Origin of the sequence: Burkholderia sp. Bp9031 (assembly GCF_003857965.1) — a bacterium.
GTDB classification, from domain to species: Bacteria; Pseudomonadota; Gammaproteobacteria; order Burkholderiales; family Burkholderiaceae; genus Burkholderia; species Burkholderia ambifaria_A.
The window spans coordinates 246,435-262,694 of record NZ_QTPW01000006.1; the positions used below are offsets into that span (position 1 = coordinate 246,435).

15 protein-coding genes are annotated in these 16,260 nt (G+C 68.1%); 8 read left to right on the plus strand and 7 right to left on the minus strand.

The genetic code is table 11. The features are described 5' to 3' along the window. Positions 1-14 precede the first annotated feature (14 nt). Together DIE15_RS10975 and DIE15_RS10980 are read left to right on the plus strand one after the other, a co-directional pair. The gene (locus DIE15_RS10975) at positions 15-476 is read left to right on the plus strand and encodes a MerR family transcriptional regulator (RefSeq protein ID WP_057925275.1); all 462 of its coding nucleotides are present in this window, start codon (positions 15-17) and stop codon (positions 474-476) included. Continuing rightward, positions 460-903 (plus strand): carboxymuconolactone decarboxylase family protein, encoded by a 444-nt coding sequence (locus DIE15_RS10980; RefSeq protein WP_057925274.1) that lies wholly within the window; start codon positions 460-462, stop codon positions 901-903. Before DIE15_RS10975 ends, DIE15_RS10980 begins: the two co-directional genes overlap by 17 nt. 20 nt (positions 904-923) lie before the next feature. Here the strand turns inward: DIE15_RS10980 and DIE15_RS10985 are convergent, their stop codons facing one another. Then, positions 924-2,840: a sigma-54-dependent Fis family transcriptional regulator gene (locus DIE15_RS10985; RefSeq protein ID WP_124833196.1), complete on the minus strand. Its 1,917-nt coding sequence runs from the start codon at positions 2,838-2,840 to the stop codon at positions 924-926. Between the two features lie 523 nt (positions 2,841-3,363). Between DIE15_RS10985 and DIE15_RS10990 the strand changes: the two genes are divergently transcribed. The 6 genes from DIE15_RS10990 to lipA all read left to right on the plus strand — a co-directional run bounded on the left by DIE15_RS10990 (position 3,364) and on the right by lipA (position 9,470). Continuing rightward, on the plus strand, positions 3,364-4,422 hold the full coding sequence (locus tag DIE15_RS10990; protein WP_057925272.1) for an ATP-NAD kinase family protein: 1,059 nt from the start codon (positions 3,364-3,366) through the stop codon (positions 4,420-4,422). Between the two features lie 57 nt (positions 4,423-4,479). Further along, positions 4,480-5,256 carry an SDR family NAD(P)-dependent oxidoreductase gene (locus DIE15_RS10995; RefSeq protein WP_124833197.1) on the plus strand — a complete coding sequence of 259 codons (777 nt, stop codon included), beginning with the start codon at positions 4,480-4,482 and terminating at the stop codon, positions 5,254-5,256. 76 nt (positions 5,257-5,332) lie between these two features. Then, positions 5,333-6,316 (plus strand): thiamine pyrophosphate-dependent dehydrogenase E1 component subunit alpha, encoded by a 984-nt coding sequence (locus tag DIE15_RS11000; RefSeq protein ID WP_057925270.1) that lies wholly within the window; start codon positions 5,333-5,335, stop codon positions 6,314-6,316. Positions 6,317-6,377: 61 nt separating this feature from the next. Then, positions 6,378-7,382 carry an alpha-ketoacid dehydrogenase subunit beta gene (locus tag DIE15_RS11005; RefSeq protein ID WP_124833198.1) on the plus strand — a complete coding sequence of 335 codons (1,005 nt, stop codon included), beginning with the start codon at positions 6,378-6,380 and terminating at the stop codon, positions 7,380-7,382. Between the two features lie 4 nt (positions 7,383-7,386). Beyond that, positions 7,387-8,502: an acetoin dehydrogenase dihydrolipoyllysine-residue acetyltransferase subunit gene (locus tag DIE15_RS11010; protein WP_057925268.1), complete on the plus strand. Its 1,116-nt coding sequence runs from the start codon at positions 7,387-7,389 to the stop codon at positions 8,500-8,502. Positions 8,503-8,504: 2 nt separating this feature from the next. After that, entirely contained in the window at positions 8,505-9,470 is a 966-nt protein-coding gene (gene lipA / locus DIE15_RS11015) for a lipoyl synthase (protein WP_124833199.1), read from the plus strand. Here the strand turns inward: lipA and DIE15_RS11020 are convergent. The 6 genes from DIE15_RS11020 to DIE15_RS11045 form a co-directional block, all read right to left on the minus strand. Continuing rightward, positions 9,467-10,840, minus strand: coding sequence for an MATE family efflux transporter (locus DIE15_RS11020; protein ID WP_057925266.1), 1,374 nt, complete (start codon positions 10,838-10,840; stop codon positions 9,467-9,469). The two genes, lipA and DIE15_RS11020, sit on opposite strands and share 4 nt — an antisense overlap. A gap of 2 nt (positions 10,841-10,842) precedes the next feature. Next, positions 10,843-12,675 carry a glycosyltransferase family 39 protein gene (locus DIE15_RS11025; protein ID WP_124833200.1) on the minus strand — a complete coding sequence of 611 codons (1,833 nt, stop codon included), beginning with the start codon at positions 12,673-12,675 and terminating at the stop codon, positions 10,843-10,845. Between the two features lie 150 nt (positions 12,676-12,825). Then, positions 12,826-13,092: a type B 50S ribosomal protein L31 gene (locus DIE15_RS11030; protein WP_057925264.1), complete on the minus strand. Its 267-nt coding sequence runs from the start codon at positions 13,090-13,092 to the stop codon at positions 12,826-12,828. 157 nt (positions 13,093-13,249) lie between these two features. Then, the gene (locus DIE15_RS11035; RefSeq protein ID WP_057925263.1) at positions 13,250-14,083 is read right to left on the minus strand and encodes a zinc-dependent peptidase; all 834 of its coding nucleotides are present in this window, start codon (positions 14,081-14,083) and stop codon (positions 13,250-13,252) included. Positions 14,084-14,121: 38 nt separating this feature from the next. Continuing rightward, entirely contained in the window at positions 14,122-15,678 is a 1,557-nt protein-coding gene (locus DIE15_RS11040; protein ID WP_124833201.1) for an MFS transporter, read from the minus strand. Beyond that, the gene (locus DIE15_RS11045; protein ID WP_057925261.1) at positions 15,675-16,175 is read right to left on the minus strand and encodes a MerR family transcriptional regulator; all 501 of its coding nucleotides are present in this window, start codon (positions 16,173-16,175) and stop codon (positions 15,675-15,677) included. The genes DIE15_RS11040 and DIE15_RS11045 overlap by 4 nt, the downstream gene beginning before the upstream one ends. Positions 16,176-16,260: the final 85 nt, after the last annotated feature.

Here is a 16,260-nt window from a genome sequence, read left to right on the forward strand (position 1 = left end):
ACCTTGTTCCTGCCATGTCGAAAACCGTATCCCAACCTTCCTCCGCCGGCCCGCTGACGATCGGCCAGGTCGCCGAAATGACCGGCTTGTCGACGCATACGCTGCGGTACTACGAGCAGGCCGGCCTGCTGCGCGCGATTTCGCGCACGGCGGCCGGGCACCGGCTCTATGCGCCGGCCGACCTTGACTGGCTGGCCTTCGTGATGCGCCTGAAGGCGACCGGCATGCCGATCGCGCAGATGCAGGCATTCGCGACACTGCGCGCGCAAGGCGAGTCGACCTTCGGTGCGCGGCGCAGCCTGCTGGTCGCGCATCGCGACGCGGTGCGCGCGCATATCGCGGAGCTGCAGGCGAGCCTCGACGTGATCAGCGACAAGATCGTGAACTATGAGGCACAGGAGCGGGATATGGCACGACGGGCAAAACCTTCTCACGCTCTATCGGAACAGGACGGACACAATGGAACGACTCGTTGAAGACCGCTATACGCGCGGCTGGAACAAACTGAAGGAAATCGACGGCGAAGTGGGTGAGCGCGTGATTGCGGCCCTCGCACCGATCGCGCCGGACTTCGGGCGGCTGATCGTCGAGTTCGGTTTCGGCGACATCTACAGCCGGCCGCAGCTCGACCTGAAAGCGCGCGAAATCGCGACGATCGCGGCGCTGGCCGCGCTCGGCAACGCGCAGCCGCAACTGAAGGTGCATATCGAGGCCGCGCTGAACGTCGGCTGCACGCGCGACGAGATCGTCGAGGTGTTCATGCAGATGGCCGTCTATGCGGGCTTTCCGGCCGCGCTCAACGCGCTGTTCGCCGCACACGAGGTGTTCACGCGGCGCGACGAAGCGGCCGGCGAGACCGGTGACACCGCGAACGCGCGCGAAGCAGCCGTGCATGAGGCATGAGCGGTAGGCGCGCTCGCGCATTACGCGCGGTGCGGCGCGACGATCCGGTGCTTCGCGATGCGCCGGTATAGCGTCGCGCGCGAGATGCCGAGCGCTTCCGCGGCCGCGTCGGGCCGCCAGCGATGCGCGGTGAGTGCCGCGACGATGCGGCTGCGTTCGTCGTCCGGCAGCGCGCCGGCCGGACCGGCACCGAGCTGAGCGGCGAGATCGGCCGGCAGGTCGCGCGCCGTCACGCGCGCGGCGTCGCACACCGCGCACGCATAACGCAGCACGTTGCGCAGCTGGCGCACGTTGCCGGGCCACGGATAGGCAGCGAGCTGTTCGGCGAGCGTCGCGTCGAGCATGAGCACGTGGCCGGTCGCCTGCGCCTCTTCGGCGAACACCGCGGCGATCACGTCGCGCACGTCCGCGCGCTCGCGCAGCGGCGGCAGTTCGAACGTTGCGCCGCTCAGCCGGTAATACAGGTCCTCGCGGAACGTGCCGTCGGCCACCATCTGCGCGAGATCGCGGTGCGTCGCGCAGATCACGTCGAGATCGACGCGCACGGGCGTATCGCTGCCGAGCGGCACGACCTCGCCGTCGGCGAGCACGCGCAGCAGGCGCGTCTGCAGCGTGAGCGGCATGTCGCCGATTTCGTCGAGGAACAGCGTGCCGCCGTCGGCGAGTGCGATCTTGCCGCGCGCGCCATGCTTGCGCGCACCGGTGAACGCGCCGGCCGCGTAGCCGAACAGTTCGCTTTCGATCAGCGCTTCGGGTAGCGCGCCGCAGTTGACCGCGACGAACGGCCGCGCACGCCGCGCACCGGCGTCGTGGATCGCGCGCGCGAACACTTCCTTGCCCGCGCCGGTTTCACCCAGCACGAGGATCGGCAGCCGCTTGCTCGCGACGCGCAGCGCGAGTTCGGCCTGCTGCGCGACGCGCGCGTCGCTGCTGTTCAGGAACGGCGTCAGCGCGCCGACATGACGCTGCGCGGTGCCGGGGCGGCGCGATGCGGTGCCGGTTTCGCGGCCGGCACGCCGTAGCGGCGCACGCAGTCGCGCATAGAGCGGGGCACCGGTCGCGCGCAGCCGCAGCGCGACGATCGCATCGAGCCGTGCGGCGTCGCGCAGCGGCATCTCGGTCGCATCGAAGATCTCGTCGATATGGCGCGGTTCGCGCAGCGCCGGCAGCGCGTCGCGCGCCTGCCGGTTCGCGGCGACGATGTTGCCGCATTCGTCGAATGCGATCAGCCATTCGGGCTGTGCCTCGACGTAGTGACGGTTCGGATGCCCGAACAATATCCAGTGCTGCGCGGTGCTGTGCACGAAATACCCATCCTCGATCAGCGCCGCGCTCTGCCGCACGAGCTGATACACGAGACGCTGGCTGTCGCGGCCGTCGGGCGACTGGACGGCCGACGCATCGAGCACGCCGATCAGTTCGCCGCCCGGCGAGAAGATCGGGGCCGCGCTGCAGGTGAGCGTGGTGAATGCGGCGCGGAAGTGGTCGGTCTTGTGCACGGTGATCGGGGCGAGATCGGTCAGCACGCTCGCGACGCCGCAGGTGCCTTCCTCGCTCTCCGACCAGCACGAGCCGATGTGCAGCCCCGCATGGCGGAAGTCGGTGCGGCGTTCGCGATCGATCCGGTAGTCGATCGTCACGCCGTGCGCGTCGGTCAGCATCACGCAGTAGTCGGCGACGCGAATCATGTCGTGCAGGCGCGTGAGGCACTGGCCCGAGGCGCGCAGGAACGCCTCCTCCTTGTCGCGCACCTCGCGCAGCTCGGCCGCGGTGAGCACGCGCGGGCCGATCGATGACGAGGGGTCGAGCGCGTAGCGCTCGAGCGAGCGCTGCCACGACGACACGAGACGCGCGGAGTCCGCCGGCGCGGGCAGGCGTCCGGCGAGCGCGCCGAGCACACGGTCGGCGTGCTGGGCCTGGGGGACGGCATAGGGCATGGTCGGCTCCGGTTCCGTACGGCGAGGAATTCGATCTTCTTGTAGCACATCCGCTTGCGCGGATCACATTGCATCGCAGCACGCGCGCGGCGTGAGACGTTCGTCTCACCGGTATCTCAGCCGGTCTCGCGCGGTTGAGACGCGCGGGCATGGCGAGCGCGATGGGGTCCGGAGCACGGCGTTGCATGCCGCGCCGCGGTGCGTCGGGGTTGCCGGCCGGACAGCAGCGCCGATTACGCCGCCGAAGCTGGCGTGTCGCGCGATCGATGGCGTGAGACGCAGGGGCGGTCTCGCGGCGCGCCGAGCTGTAACAGCAGCAGATGTCGGTGGCGTGGATGTCCGCCGAGCCAGTTTGCGCGCGGGTTTCCCGGTCATTGCACACACGATGGCACGCCGCTTGCAGATGTCACGGGCAAGCCCGGCGCAGTCGCGTCGGCGAAGACGATCCGCTGCCCTCGATGACGGCGGACGACACATGCAGGGCCGGTGCGCGAGCGCTGGCCCACTGGATGGAGACAAGCCCGTGACGACGCCCGTGACCGTTGGCGTGATCGCGAACCCCGCATCGGGGCGCGACATTCGCCGCCTGACGACGCATGCATCCGTGTTCCCGACCGCGGAAAAGGCCAACATGGTCGTGCGCCTGCTCGCCGGCCTCGGCGCGATGGGCGTCGAGCGCGTGCTGACCTTGCGCGACAGGACGGGCATCGCGACGCTGCTGATGCGTGCGCTCGATACGCATCGCGCGGTCGCGCCGCACGAGCGCTGGCCCGACGTCGAATTCGTCGACCTGCCGATCTCGGATTCCGTCGCAGACACACAGGCGGGCGCCGCGTACATGAACCGGATGGAAGTCGCGCTGATCGTCGTGCTCGGCGGCGACGGCACCCATCGCGCGGTGGCCGCGCATTGCGGTGCGACACCGCTCGTCGCGCTGTCCACCGGTACCAACAACGCGTTTCCCGAACATCGCGAGGCGACCGTCGCGGGCGTCGCGGCAGGACTCGCCGCGACCGGCGCCGTGCCGGCCGAGGTCGCGTTCGTGCGCAACAAGCGGCTTGTCGTGCGCTGCGTCGCGGGTGCGAACGCGGGGCGCGAGGAGATCGCGCTCGTCGACGTGTGCGCGGCACGCCAGCGCTTCATCGGCGCGCGCGCGATTTCGGCGCCCGACGATATCGACACGCTCTACTTGACCTTCGCGGAGCCGGACGGCATCGGGCTGTCCGCACTCGGCGGCGCGTGGGCGCCGCTCGAGCGCAGCGCGCCGCACGGGCTTGCGATGCGCTTCGCCGCCGACGGCAAGACAGCCGGCACGCCGCTCGTCGCGCCGATCGCCCCCGGCCGCGTCGATCGCGTGGTGATGCGCAGCTGCGAACGGCTCGAACCGGGGGCGTGGCAGATGATTCCGTTCGAGCACGGCACGCTCGCGTTCGATGGCGAGCGCGAGATCGAGGTCGCGCGCGGCGACCGCTACGAGATCGCGCTCGACTGGTGCGGGCCGCTGACGGTCGATGTCGGCCGCACGCTGCGTTACGCGTCGTCTCGGCAGGTATTGCGCGACGCCGGCGCGTGGCTCGAATGAGCATCCGGTTTCACGCAAGACTTCGACATCCATAACGATCATCAAGGAGACATCGTCATGACAACCCCTCTCGAAGGACAGGTCGCCATCGTCACGGGCGGCGCGCGCGGCATCGGCCGCGGCATTGCGCTGTCGCTCGCCGGTGCGGGCGCCGACATCCTGCTGGCCGATCTGCTCGACGACGCGCTCGGCGCCACCGCGCGCGAGGTGCGCGCGCTGGGCCGCCGAGCGATGATTGCGAAGGTCGACGTCACGCAGGCCGCACAGGTCGACGCGATGGTCGCACAGGCGATCGCCGAACTCGGCGGGCTCGACATCCTTGTGAATTGTGCGGGCGTGATCAGCATTCATCCGGTCGCTGAACTGACAGAGCGTGACTGGGATTTCGTGATGGACGTGAACGCAAAGGGCACGTTCCTCGGCTGCCGGGCGGCGCTCGGGTATCTGAAGGCGCAGGGTCGCGGCCGGATCATCAACGTCGCGTCGATCGCGGGAAAGGAAGGCTTTCCGAATCTCGCCCATTACAGCGCATCGAAATTCGCGGTCGTCGGCTTCACCAATGCGCTCGCGAAGGAGCTCGCGCGCGACGGCGTGACCGTCAACGCGATCTGCCCCGGCATCGTCCGTACCTACATGTGGGACCGGCTGTCCGACGAGTGGAAGACCGACGGCGAAACGGTCGAGGCGTCGTGGCAGCGGCACCAGTTGACGCTGATTCCGCAGGGCCGCGCGCAGACGCCGGAAGACATGGGCCGGCTCGCGCTGTTCTTCGCGACGATGGACAACGTGACGGGCCAGTCCGTCAACGTCGACGGCGGCTTCACGTTCCACTGACGGCCGCAGGCCGTGCAATCCGTCGCCGGGGCGTTGCCGCGGCGGCATTCGCAGTCAGACCTACCAGGAGACACACATGACCGTTTCGACACAGCTCAGCAGGGACAAGCTGCTGGACGCCTACCGGCTGATGCGCACGATCCGCGAATTCGAGGAGCGCCTGCACGTCGAGTTCGCGACCGGCGAAATCCCCGGTTTCGTCCATTTGTATGCGGGCGAGGAGGCATCTGCAGTCGGCACGATGCTGCACCTCGGTCTTGAGGACTACGTCGCGACCACGCACCGCGGGCACGGCCACTGCATCGCGAAAGGCGTCGACGTGCACGGGATGATGGCCGAGATCTACGGCAAGAAGACCGGCGTCTGTCACGGCAAGGGCGGCTCGATGCACATCGCCGACCTGTCGATGGGGATGCTCGGCGCGAACGGGATCGTCGGCGCGGGCGGCCCGCTCGTGTGCGGTGCCGCGCTGGCGGCGAAGCACAAGAAGACGGGCGGCGTCGGCGTGTGCTTCTTCGGCGACGGCGCGTCGAACCAGGGCGTGATCTTCGAATCGATGAACCTCGCGTCGGTGTGGCGGCTGCCGGCGATCTTCGTGGCCGAAAACAACGGCTATGCGGAAGCGACGTCGTCGAGCTGGTCGGTCGCGACCGACAACATCGCCGATCGTGCGAACGGCTTCGGAATGCCGGGTGTGATCGTCGACGGTTTCGACTTCTTCGCGGTGCACGAGGCGCTCGGCGAAGCGGTTGCACGCGCGCGCAACGGCGGCGGCCCGACGCTCGTCGAGGTGAAGTTCACGCGCTACTTCGGACACTTCGAAGGCGATGCGCAGACCTACCGCGCGCCGGGCGAAGTGCAGAAGCTGCGCGACGAGAAGGACTGCCTGAAGCATTTCGAAACGCGCGTCGTGCGTGCCGAAGCGCTGACGACCGACGACCTGCGCGCGGTCGATGCGCAGGTGAAGGCGCTGATCGACGACGCGGTCGCGCAGGCGAAAGCCGCGCCGCTGCCCGACGCAACCGACCTGCTGACCGACGTGTACGTGTCGTACCCGTGAACGCGGCCTGACCCAGCAACCGGCAGCCGGCACGGCGAACCGAATATCCCAGGAGACAGACATGGCAAGGAAGATCACTTATTCGCAGGCGATCAACGAGGCGCTCGCGCAGGAAATGGCGCGCGACGACAGCGTGATCGTGATGGGCGAGGACAATGCAGGCGGCGCGGGCGCGCCGGGCGAGGACGATGCATGGGGCGGCGTGCTCGGCGTGACGAAGGGGCTGTTCCACAAGTTTCCGGGCCGCGTGCTCGACACGCCGCTGTCGGAAGGCGGCTACATCGGCGCGGCGGTCGGCGCGGCCGCGTGCGGAATGCGGCCCGTCGCGGAGCTGATGTTCATCGATTTCATGGGCGTGTGCTTCGACCAGATCTTCAACCAGGCGGCGAAGTTCCGCTACATGTTCGGCGGCAAGGCCGTGACGCCGGTCGTGATCCGCGCGATGTACGGCGCCGGCCTGCGCGCGGCCGCGCAGCATTCGCAGATGCTCACGTCGCTGTTTACGCATATCCCGGGGCTGAAGGTTGTATGCCCGTCGACGCCTTACGACGCGAAGGGGCTGCTGATCCAGTCGATCCGCGACAACGATCCCGTGATCTTCCTCGAACACAAGCTGCTCTACACGCGCGAAGGCGACGTGCCTGAGGAATCCTATGCGATTCCGTTCGGCGAGGCGAATGTCGTGCGCGACGGCGACGACGCGACGATCGTCACGTACGGGCGGATGGTGCATCTCGCGACCGACGCGGCCGCGAAGCTCGCGAAGGACGGCATCCAGGTCGACGTGATCGACCTGCGCACGACGTCGCCACTCGACGAGGAAACGATCCTCGAAAGCGCGGAGCGCACCGGGCATGTGGTGGTCGTCGACGAGGCGAACCCGCGCTGCTCGATCGCGACCGACATCGCCGCGCTCGTCGCGCAGCGCGCGTTCCGGTCGCTCAAGGCGCCGATCGAGCTGGTGACCGCACCGCATACGCCCACGCCGTTCGCCGGCGTGCTGGAAGACCTGTACATCCCGTCCGCCGACGCAATCGCGCAGGCGGTACTGAAGACGAGGAGCTGACACGATGTCGATTCACATGATCACGATGCCCAAGTGGGGGCTGTCGATGGAGCAGGGGCAGGTCAACGGCTGGCTGAAGGCGATTGGCGAGCGCGTGACGAAGGGCGACGAAGTGCTCGACGTCGAGACCGACAAGATTTCGTCGGGCGTCGAGTGCGCATTCGACGGCACGCTGCGCCGGCAGGTCGCGCAGGAGGGCGAGACGCTGCCGGTCGGTGCGCTGCTCGGCGTGGTGGCGGCGGCCGACGCAAGTGATGCCGACATCGATGCGGCGATCGCCGATTTCCAGCGCGATTTCACGCCGAGCGAGGCCGCCGACGACGCGGCGGGCCCGCAGCCCGAGAAAGCGCAGATCGGCGGACGCACGGTCCGGTTCCTGAAATTGGGCGATGGTTCGGGCACGCCCGCCGTGCTGATCCACGGCTTCGGCGGCGACCTGAACAACTGGCTGTTCAACCATGCGGAACTCGCCGCGCACCGGCCCGTGTGGGCGCTCGATTTGCCCGGGCACGGCGAGTCGGGCAAGGCGGTCGACACCGGCAGCCTCGACGAACTGGCCGATGCGGTGCTCGCGCTGCTCGATGCGCAACACATCGACCGCGCGCACCTGATCGGCCATTCGATGGGCGGCGCGGTCGCGATGGCGGCGGCCGAGCGAGCGCCGGAACGTGTGGCGTCGCTGACGCTGATCGCGAGCGCCGGGCTCGGCACCGACATCAACCGCAGCTATATCGACGGCTTCGTCGCCGGCAACAGCCGCAATACGCTGAAGCCGCACCTCGGCGCGCTGTTCGCGGACGGCGCGCTCGTCACGCGCCAACTGGTTGAGGATCTCGTCAAGTACAAGCGGCTCGAAGGCGTGCAGGTCGCGCTGGAGAAGATCGCGAACGCCGCGTTCGACGGCGCGACCCAGCGGCGCGTGTTCCGCGATCGCGTCGGGTCGCTCGCGCCGCGCACGCTCGTGATCTGGGGCGAGCGTGACCAGGTGATTCCCGCGCAGCATGCGCAGGGCTTGCCGGATGGCGTGCGGGCCGAGGTAATCGCCGGCAGCGGTCACATGGTGCAGATGGAGGCGGCTGCCGACGTGAACCGCCTGATCGTCGCGTTTCTCGGAGACTGACGATGGCCGCCGCGCTCGAACGACCCAGCCTTACCGCGCTCGGCCAGCCGGGCGCGAGGAGCCGCGACAAGCTCGCGCGCATTCCGGTGCGCGTCGAGCCCGCGGTCGGCGCGGCGCTGCCGAAGCCGCCGTGGCTGCGGGCGCGGCCGATGATGGGCGGGGCGGTCGCCGACATGGCGGCCGTGCTGCGCGATCACCGGCTGCATTCCGTCTGCGAGGAGGCGATGTGCCCGAACATCGGCGAATGCTTCGCGCAGCGCACCGCGACCTTCATGATCATGGGCGGGCTGTGCACGCGGCGCTGCCCGTTCTGCGACGTCGCACACGGCCGCCCTGATCCGCTCGATCCCGACGAGCCCGCGCGGCTCGCCGCCGCGGTCGCGGCGCTCGGGCTGCGCTACGTCGTGATCACGTCGGTCGATCGCGACGACCTGCGCGACGGTGGGGCCGCGCATTTCGCCGCCTGCATCGCGGCGGTGCGCGCGAGCGTGCCGGGCATCGGCGTCGAGGTGCTGACGCCCGATTTCCGCGGCCGCGTTCCACGTGCGCTCGATGCGTTGTCGTCGGCGTGGCCGGACGTGTTCAATCACAATATCGAAACCGTGCCGTCGCTGTATCGGGCGGCGCGGCCCGGCGCCGACTATCGCGGTTCGCTCGAACTGCTCGCGCAGGCGAAGGCCGCGCGGCCGACGCTCGTGACGAAATCGGGATTGATGCTCGGGCTCGGCGAGCGCGACGACGAGGTGCGGGACACGCTGCGCGACCTGCGTGCGCACGAGGTCGACGTATTGACACTCGGGCAGTATCTCGCGCCGTCCGCGCACCATCTGCCGGTGCGGCGCTACGTGAGCCCCGAGGCGTTCGCCGCGTGGCGCGACGAGGGGCTCGCGCTCGGTTTCAGGGAAGTCGTTGCCGGCCCGCTCGTGAGATCGTCTTATCACGCGGCCGACGTGCTGGAGGATGCTTAAACCGCGGGCCGAGTGTCTGCGCTAACGGACAGCTGCGCGCGGCTGACGTGTCGCAGGTAGAGCGCGAGGCCCGCGCCCGCGAGCATCAGGCTGACCGTGTTCGCGAACCAGAAGCCGCGCGCGCCGGTCAGCCATGCCGGCGCGATGCCGCCGACGTCGAAGCCGAGCACGTAGCCGCCGCCGAGCCCGACGCCCCACAGCGCGACCGCATAGATCACGGTCGGCACGACCGCGACCTTGTACGCGCGCAGCACGAATGCGGACGTGATCTGCAGCGCATCGAAGAAGTGGTAGCAGGTGACGATCGCGACCAGCGGCAGCGCGGCGGCGGCGACGGCCGGGTTCGGCGTGTAGCCGCTGACGATCAGCGGCCGCAGCGTAAACACGAGCACGCCGTAAGCGGCCGCGATCCCGCACGCGAGCATCACGCTGTGCCGGCCGAGCAGGCGCGCCTCGTCCGGGCGGCCGGCACCGAGTGCGCGCGCGACGAGCGTCGAGGCTGCGACGCCGATCGACAGCGGCGTCATGTACAGCACCGCGCCGATGTTGCCGGCAATCTGGTGGCCGGCGAGCGTCGTTGTGCCGAACTGCGCGATGAAAAGCGCCATGCACGTGTACGACGTGACCTCGATCAGGTACGACAGGCCCATCGGCACGCCGAGCTTCAGGATCGCCTTCTGGCGCGCCCATACGGGCCAGCAAAAGCGGGCGAAGATCGTGAGCGGTGCGAACACGTCGAGCTTCGCGAGCAGCGTGAAGCCGATCAGCGCGAGCGCCCAGTTGATCAGTGTGCTCGCGAGCCCGCAACCGGGGCCGCCGAGGGCCGGCACGCCGAACCCGCCGAAGATGAACAACACGTTGAGCGGAAACTTCAGCAGCAGCGCGCCGACCTGCAGGATCATCGCGAGGCGCGGCTTGCCGGCCGCATTGGTCAGTGCGTTGTAGATCCGGAACACGAGGCTCGCCGGCAGGCCGTACGACAGGATGCGCAGGTAATCGACGGTGCGGTCGTGCAGCGCGGGCGGTGCATGGGCGATGTGCAGCAGCGGTTCGGGAAAATGCAGCAGCAGGAAGCCGGGCACCGCGAGCATCAGCGCGAGCCACAGCGCCTGGCGGACTTCCTCGCCGATCTCCGCATAGCGCCGCGCGCCGTACAGCTGTCCGGTGATCGGCTGCAGCGCGGACAGGATGCCCGTCATCCCGATATAGACCGACACATAGATCGACGAACCGAGCCCGAGCGCCGCCAGGTCGATGGCCGAGTAGCGGCCGACCATCGCCGTGTCGATCACGCCGAACGCGATGATCGCGAGCTGGCCGACGAGCACCGGCCATGCGAGACCGACGATCCGACGGATGTCGGCGAACATCGTCAATCGACCGTCCGGTGACGCGGGCCGCGGCGCTTGACGGGCGTCGTCGGCCGCTCGATACGCTCGTACAGGCGGAAGCGCTCGTCCCGGTCGGCGACGCGGCGGCCTTCCCACACGAGACGCCACACGTATTGCGACATCGCGCTGGGCTCGCCGAAGTCTGCGCGGTCCTGGCGCAGGATCACGTCGCAGTCGCCGGAGAATTCGAAGTGCATGTCGCCGAAGTACGCGAAGGTCGCGATCTGCGCATCGCCGAGCCGGACAGGCGAGATGCACTCATAGTCTTTCGGCAAATGGGACGCGATCTGTTGCGCGACGTCGCTGTAGGTGCGGCCGTAGTTGACGATCGGCAGCCACAGCGTCATCAGCAGCACCCACATCAGTGTGGTGCCCGCACCCGACAGCACGACGCTGCGCCACAGCACCTTCGGCTGGCGCGAGATGCGCCAGCGCGCGAGCAGGCACCAGCACACGGTGACGATCACCGCGCAGATGAACGACAGGATCTTGAAGTGCGGCTCGTAGCCCGGCACGAGGCGCGCGAGGTTGCGCGCGAGCGGATGCGGGAAGCCGGTGAGCGACGCGAGCCACACGAGCCACACGAAGGTGCCGAGGATCGTGAAGCTCAGCACCGCGAACCAGTCGAACGCATTGATCGCGCCGCGCTTGAGAGTCGGCAGCGCGAAGGTGGCGAGCACCGCGAGCGGCGGCAGCAGCAGCATGTACATGCGGTTCGACTGCTGGCTCTGCAGGATCACGAGCGCGATGAGCGGCACCACGACCGACAGCGGAATCGCGACGTGCGCGCGGCGGCGCATGCCGGCCCAGCTCCACCAGGCCCAGATTGCGAGCGGCCACGCGGGCCACGTGAAGAGCGGCAGGTTCTTCGCCGCATAGCCGAGCACCGCGGTCGGCGGGCCCGAGAAGCGCATCAGGCTGCCGTGGATCCACTGGTTGAAGAACCACGCGGCGTCGTCGGGCGCCGCGTTGAGGGCGGCGAGCGGCCACAGCGCGAAGATCGCGGCTCCGAGCGGCACGCCGATCAGCGGCAGGCGCAGGTTGCGCATCTCCGGCGTGACGAGCCACAGCACAGCCGTGCCGGCGAGCAGCGCGACGACGAGCACCGGGTTGCCGGACAGGCCGACGAGGCCGATCGCGACGCCCCACCACAGCGCCCCTTGCATCGGTTTGTCGATGCCGCGCACGATGCCGTACACGAGCATCGCGATCCACGCGAACTGCGCGAGTTGCGGTGTCGTTTCGTGGCCGCGCTCCGCGAGCCCGAAGCACGCGACGAGGATCAGCAGCGCACCGTCGGCGAGCGTGCGGCCGTAGTCACGCGGTTCCGGTTCGCCACCGAACGCGTACTTGAACGGCTGAACCTCGGCGCGCCGGCCGAGCAGGTAGGCGGCGTACCAGACGAACGCGCACGCGACGCAGAACAGCACGCCCGTGTCGACGCGCGACGCGTTGCTCGCGTCGACCCACGGCGCCAGTGCGCGGATCGACAGTGCGCCGAGCCAGTAGCCGAGCGGCCCGTCGGTCGTGATGAACTTGCCGACGAGATTCGGCAGCAGCCAGTCATGCCAGCCGCCGGTGGCCATCGTCCACATCACGCCGAAGCCCGCCGCATCCTCGTTCTTCCACGGGTCGCGGCCGAACAGGCCGAACGCCGCGTAGACGAGGCAGAGCGTGAGCAGCAGCCAGCGCGGCAGCGCGCGCGTGGCGGAGGCGGTGAGACGAACGACAGGCTTCATGCAGATGAGCGATTTGTTATGAGCGGGCGGCCGGCGCGGTCGTGCGCGGACGAGCCGGATTCGAGCATCCGGCATTGTAGACGCGCCGGCCGTTGCGCGTCAGACGATTGCCCGGGCGCCGGCCGGCGGTTGGCAGTTTCCCGGCGAGCGGAGACAAAAAAGGGCAGCCTGGGCTGCCCTTTCGTGCGGTACCGGTGCGTTGCAACCACCGGATCGGTACAAAGCTTACTTTGCAGTAGCCTTGCCGTTGGCGCGTGCGCCGAACTTGTTCTTGAACTTCTCGACACGGCCTGCCGTGTCCATAATCTTTTGCTGACCCGTGTAGAACGAGTGCGATTCCGACGACACTTCGATCTTGGCGAGCGGGTAGGTCTTGCCTTCGTGTTCGATGGTTTCACGCGTCTGGATCGTCGAGCGCGTGATGAACTTGAAGCCGTTCGACATGTCTTGGAAGACGACTTCGCGGTAGTCCGGGTGAATGCCAGGTTTCATGATGTTCCTTGGTGAGAGCGGTAGCCAACCCGCCGCTTGCCGTGCCGGATCGCACGAATTTGCGCGATTCAGCCGACGTCAAGCCCGGCGCGAGCCACTTGCCTAAGGTCGAAAAACGGCGATTATGCCAGAAAATCAGACGGTTGACGAATAATTTTCAGCGCGCGTCGAGGGCGCCCGTCCGGGCCGGATCCTGTCGGTAGTAGCGGGCGAGCAGCCGGTAGAGCTCCGGAAATTCGGACTCGAACGCGCGCGGCCGCACGAACAGCGCCTCGCTGCACACGGCGAAGAACTCCGACGGGTGATCGGCTGCATAGGGATCGATCAGCGATTCCCGTTCGAAGCGTGTCCACGCGCGATCCGGCACCGCGTCGACCCGTGCGCAGAACTGGTCGTACGCATGCTCGAACACGTCGGCCCACGCCTGCGCGTCGAGGTGCGGCGCGTGCCAGCGGCGAAAGAGGGGCGGATACCCGTCGGCTTCGCCGTTGACCATGTCGATCTTGTGCGCGAACTCGTGGATCACGACGTTGTACGCGTCGCGGCCGTCCGTCATCTGTGCGTCTTCCCACGACAGGATCACCGGGCCGCCTTCCCACGCTTCGCCGCTCGCGTCCTGCTCGACTTCATGGACGACGCCGTCCTCGTCCTGCACGGTCTTGCGGATCACGAATTCGCCCGGATACACGACGACGCCGACCCAGCCGTCATACAGCGACAAATCGAGATTCAGCACGGGCAGGCACGCCTGCGCGGCGATCGCGACGATCATCTCGTCGGTCAGCTCGAGCCCGTGTGCGGTCGAAAACGACTTCTTCGCGATGAACAGGCTCGTCAGCTCGCGCAGCCGGCTCAGGTCGCCGGGCGGCAGCGCGTCGAGAAACGGCAGGCGCGCGACGGTGTCCTGCCACAGCGCATCGGGAATCGAATGGCTGCGCAGCGCGCGGTCGCGTCGACGGTCGTCGAACCAGCGGGTCAGTTTCGAGAGCATGGAGGCAGCGCGGGAAAATCCAAAGCCTGACTTTTAACTCAATCGATCTCTTTTTGCCATGCCGCGAAGAGGCCGCCGACCAGCGCGACGCCCGCGAGGAAATAGAAACCGTCGAGCGACGCGAGGAACGACGCCTGTTGCGCGACCATCCTCGCGATCGACGCGATCGCGAGGGCGTGCGCCTCGTTCAGTGCATGGCCGGCGGCCGCATAGCTGCGTGCGAGGGCGTCGACGGTCTGCTGGAACAGCGGATCGAACACGCTCGCGCGCTCGACGAGCCGCGTCTGATGCACGGCCAGCCGGTGCTGCTCGACGATGATCACCGACGACGTCGCGAACGAGATCGTCAGTTGCCGCACGATGTTCTTCAGCCGGTAGCCGTGCGTGTATTCGTCGATCGCGAAGATGCGGAACGTCAGGTTCGCGACCGGCAGCACGATGAACAGCAACAGCAACCCGCGCAGCAGCAGCGGGACGATCAGTGCGGCCTCGCCGACCTGCGGCGTCATCCGCGTCATCCATAGCGCGGCGACGATCGCGATCGCGAAACCCGGCACCACGAACCATTTCTTGTGCGTGACGTGCTTCGCATAGCGCAGGTAGGCGAACAGCGCCGTCGCCGAGATCAGCGACATCGTGCCGACCAGGCGCCCGGCGTTCTCGACCGGATAGCCGAGCCCGCCTTCGAGCAGGCGGGAGGTCAGGTAGCTGAAGCCGGTCGACTCGTAGTAATAGAACATGTACAGCAGCAGCCCGACCTGGAACGTGCGCTCGCGAAGCGCATGCAGCCGCACGAGCGGCGTCGGATGGTTCCACTGGTGATAGGCGAACCACGCGAGCGCGCCGAGACCGGCGAACGTCAGCATGATCAGCATCGGCGAGCCGCTGTAGAGCTGGTAGTGCACCTGCTGCAGCACGATCTGCAGCGCACCTTGCGCGAGCGCGAACACGACGTACGGCCAGAAATGCCCGGAGCCGCGTTCGTCGTCGCGCGTCCTGCCCGAATCGGGCAACGTGAGGAGCGCGAGGATCGCGAACGCGATGCCCGCGGGTGCCGTGCATGCGAACAGCGCGCGCCACGTCGAATGCGCGACCAGCAGCCCGCCGACGATCGGCGCAAGCGCGCTGCCGAGCAGGATCATGCCCAGGAACGCGCGCGTGGCCGGCGGCCGTTCCTGCGGTTTGAAGCTGATCTGGATCAGGATCCGGCACGCACCCATCATCGGGCCGATGAAGTAGCCCTGGAAGCCGCGCGCGAACGCGAGTTCGAGCGACGTGTCGGCGAGTGCGGCCGCGATCGCGCCGAACGAGAACATCAGCATGCAGCCGGCGACGTAGCGGCGATGTCCGAGCCGGTCGACCCACCATTGCTGCTGCAGGATGCCGAGCACGGCCGTGACCGCATACGCGCTCGACGACCACACGAGTTCGTCCGGTGACGCGTTGATACCGCCCGCGATGTAGCTTGCGAAGAACGAGAAGGTCGCGTTGTCGAAATAGTCGATGCCGGTGACGAGCGCGAGCGCCCACGGGAACAGGTCTGCGCGCAGGTTCGCGCGACTCCACAGCGGCGAGCGACCGGGCGCGACGTTCATTCCCGATCCTTGCGCGCGCGTCGTGTGCCGGCTTCGGCCTGCCGCTGCGCGATCAGCGCGTCGGGGTTTTCACCGGCGAGCCGCCGCTCGATGTAGTCGATGTCGTGCTGCAGTTCCTTGCGCAGCGCAACGGCTTCCTTCAGTTCGCGCTGGACGGCCGCGATCCGCTGGTCGAGCGTGTCGATCTGCTCGGCCAGCCCCGTGCGGATGTCGCGTAATGATGCGTCCGAATAGCGGCGCCGGCCGTCGCCTGTTTCTTCGAGCGGGCGCTTGAGCATCTCGGTGATGCCGTGCAGCGAAAAGCCGAGCGCGCGCAGCCGCAAGATGCGGGCGAAGCGTTCGAGATCGGCTTCGTCGTAAAGGCGATAGCGGCCGCCGCTGCGCGACGGCGTGACGAGCCCGCGCTCTTCGTAATACTTCAGCGTGCGCGGCGTGACGCCGAGCCGCGATGCGGCATCGCTCACGGTCAGCAGCGAAGGGGAGGCGTCGTTCGGCATGGGGATGGCGCGGCTTCGGTCGGAATGGTGACGCGATTATAGATCAACCTGCACGTTCACGTACAGGTTGGGCCGGAAAAACGGC